3 protein-coding genes are annotated in these 2,935 nt (G+C 62.4%); all 3 read right to left on the minus strand.

The features are described from left to right. A partial coding sequence (locus VEK15_12035; protein HXV61419.1) for a DUF1326 domain-containing protein occupies positions 1-476 on the minus strand: 476 nt, incomplete at its 3' end. Next, a complete protein-coding gene (locus VEK15_12040; GenBank protein ID HXV61420.1) occupies positions 454-1,863 on the minus strand; it encodes an FAD-binding oxidoreductase in 1,410 nt (469 codons plus the stop codon). The genes VEK15_12035 and VEK15_12040, both read right to left, overlap by 23 nt. A 72-nt stretch (positions 1,864-1,935) precedes the next feature. Continuing rightward, positions 1,936-2,796: a hypothetical protein gene (locus VEK15_12045; protein HXV61421.1), complete on the minus strand. Its 861-nt coding sequence runs from the start codon at positions 2,794-2,796 to the stop codon at positions 1,936-1,938. Positions 2,797-2,935: the final 139 nt, after the last annotated feature.

Raw genomic sequence — 2,935 nt, forward strand, 5'->3', positions numbered from 1 at the left:
ATGATCGGTCTGCCGGTGCTCCTCATGACGCCCGGTATATGGACCCTTGCGGTCCTCAGTTCCAGGTTCGCCTCGAGATCGATCGGCAGGAACAGTGTCTTGCAAAATTCCGAGCATGTCGACGCGAAAACGGAGAAAAGATTGCTCAAGGGAGCGCCTGCCTCGCCCGAGATGATTGTTTCCAGCGCGGTCCGTTGAGCTTCATCTACATGCTCGTCGATGACGATCTGGCGCTTGCCATTCCCGCCCTTGATTTCGCCGGGCCACTTGTAAAGCGCCGCCCAGTTCAGGCCCGTGAGCGGCGTATCGTTGAAATGGCCTTCAACGATGTTGCCGACAAAGGCTGACTGACAATAACCGTGGGTGCTCGGCAAGTTGAACTGGCAACCACAATTCACCGCGCAATTGCAGTTATCGTAAGTTTCGCTCTTGAATAGCCATTGATCAGCCATTTCACCGCACCTCGCGAAAGCCATGATGCTCAACTCCGTTCGCCGGAGCGATGTTCTGGTTGATGTGGAAGAGGTTGTCCGGGTCATAGGTCGCCTTCACTGCCGCGAGCCGCTCGTAGTTGGCGCCATAGTTTGCAGCCGCACGGTGGTCGTCGTCGCTGGACATGAAGTTGACGTACCCTCCATCGATGCCCGAGTGGGGATGAATCGCTGCGTAGTAGTCCTTCACCCACTTGATGTTGGCCTCGTTGTCGGCAGGGTCCGACCATATTCCTGCAATTACCGGGGAAAAGTTCTTGTCTCGATGTCCGAAGGCGGTCTCGTCGGCACCGACCCGTTGAGCCGCACCGTTGATCGGATGGAGATGCATGCTCGAGCTTATGTGCGGTGTCTTTTTGCCATGCTCGATGTGAGCAGCGATCGCCTCGTCGGTGAGCTCGGTGATGAAGTCTGCTTTCCAGTAATGCTGCATGCCCTTCGGGACCATGCCGTCGAAGGCGCTGTTGAGCGCCGGGAACGGCATGACGCCGATCTGCTCCGCTTTCACTTCGGCAACGTCGCGTAGTGGCTGGAGTACCCGCTCGGCCTCCTCGTGTGGACCGTTCCAGCAAGTGACCAGCACACAGAACAGATCCCCGACGCGATCCGCGGGGATAAACGGCAGGTCAGGAGCTATCTGCCAGCCGAAAAAGCATCCGAGCTGTTCGGGCGCATCGGCAATGGATTCGCGGTAGCCCTGCAGGACCGCCGCGGCATCGTCGAACTCGTAGAATATCGGGCCGCCCACGATGTCACCGACCTCGTGGAGCTGAAACTCGAAGCTGGTGACGGCACCGAAGTTGCCGCCCCCGCCGCGCAACGCCCAGAACAAATCCTCGTTCTGGTAATTGCTCGCAGTGACCTGCCGGCCAGCGGCGAGAACGACATCGGCCGACAGCAGGCTGTCAATGGAGAGCCCGACGCTGCGGGTCAGGTGGCCGATGCCGCCACCCAGAGTAAGGCCACCCACCCCGGTCGTCGAGATAATCCCGCCGGGTGCTGCCAGGCCGAACGGATAGGTCGCATGGTCGAGATCACCCCACGTCGCGCCGCCCCCAACGCGGGCGACCTTCCTGTCCGGGTCGACCCGCACGTTGTTCATCCTCGACAGGTCGATGACTAGACCGTCGTCCACCGTGCCGAATCCGGGAACGCTGTGGCCCCCTCCACGAATTGCCAGGTGGAGGCCGCCATCACGGGCAGCGGCGACCGCGGCCATCACGTCGGCCGAATCCATGCACTGGATAACGGCTTTGGGTCTGCGGTCGTGCATGGCATTGTAGACAACGCGAGCGTCGTCGTAGTCAGAATCCGAGGCGGTGATGACGCGACCCCGTATCGCGTCGGTCAATGCTTTGAGCGTGTCGCTCATCGGATGCTCCTCTGCTCCGTTCCGCCCTGGATGCGGAGGATGCACCATCAGGCGTTCCCGAAGCGTTCCCTCTCAACCAGACTCGCTCAGAAGGCCAGCTGCTGCTCGGAACGCCGGGAGATCATGGCCCGACGGAATGGTCTCGACGAGGTCCGAAAGTTGCTCACGCAGTGTCTGATCGGGAAATCGACTGGCGAAGGAGTGGAGCGCCCGAAGCTCCAACCAGCCCGCCCCTTGAGCGGTGGCGATGTCGACGGCACGGCGCAGAGAAGCGGCGGCGGCTTCGGATTCTCCGCTGCGATAAGCGAGCTCCCCGTCGACTCGCCACAGCTCGGCCTCGAGATAGCGCTGGTTGCACTCGTGTGACCACGAGAGGCCCTCGCGAGTGGCGGCTCGTCCCTGGCGGAACTCGCCAACCATGCCGCGAGCCCGGGCGAGGAGAAGGAGTGTGTAGGTCAGGTGGAGGGTCTCCCCTTCGGTACGCGAGCGCGCCACCGAGCGCACGATCTTCTCGATGCCCCCGGTCGATCCCTCGCAGACGTCGAGCCAGCCCCGAAGGGCCTCCAGGACGACCATGAGGTAGCGCTCCGAAAGGCGCTTCCATTGAAGGTCGGCGTCGGCGAGGAGCTCGGCGAGGCGGGCGAGATCTTCGGATTCGGCCGCGATGATCGCCGCGTAAGTGATGACGTACCACAACGTCATCAGATGATCGAGATCGATAGCCAACTCAAGAGCGGATCGGGCTGTCTCGTCGGCCCGGCCGGGATCTCCGGCCCACAGTTCGACCCAGGCCAGCCGTACGAGGCAAACCGCCTTCGGGTCTTGGGCGTACAACGCCAGATGCTCGTCGCGACGGGACACGTCGTAGGCTTGGATAGCGCCATCGAGACAGTGGCGGGCCATAGCCAGATCGCCCCGCCAGAACGCGCTCACGCCGAGGAGGTATAGGCCCTCTGTCCTGGCGATCGCATCATGGCTCTCGTCGTCAAGGAGGACCCGGCCGAGTTCACTGCAATCGTCGAAGCGGCAGCCCTGCAGCCGGGCGAGGCCGAGGCCGCGGAGGATCGGCGGG

This window comes from Vicinamibacteria bacterium, from assembly GCA_035620555.1.
Lineage (GTDB): Bacteria > Acidobacteriota > Vicinamibacteria > Marinacidobacterales > SMYC01 > DASPGQ01.

Excerpts from the sequence above, each read along its gene's own strand:
- VEK15_12040 (HXV61420.1), bottom strand. The coding sequence starts at position 1,863 with ATGAGCGACACGCTCAAAGCATTGACCGACGCGATACGGGGTCGCGTC.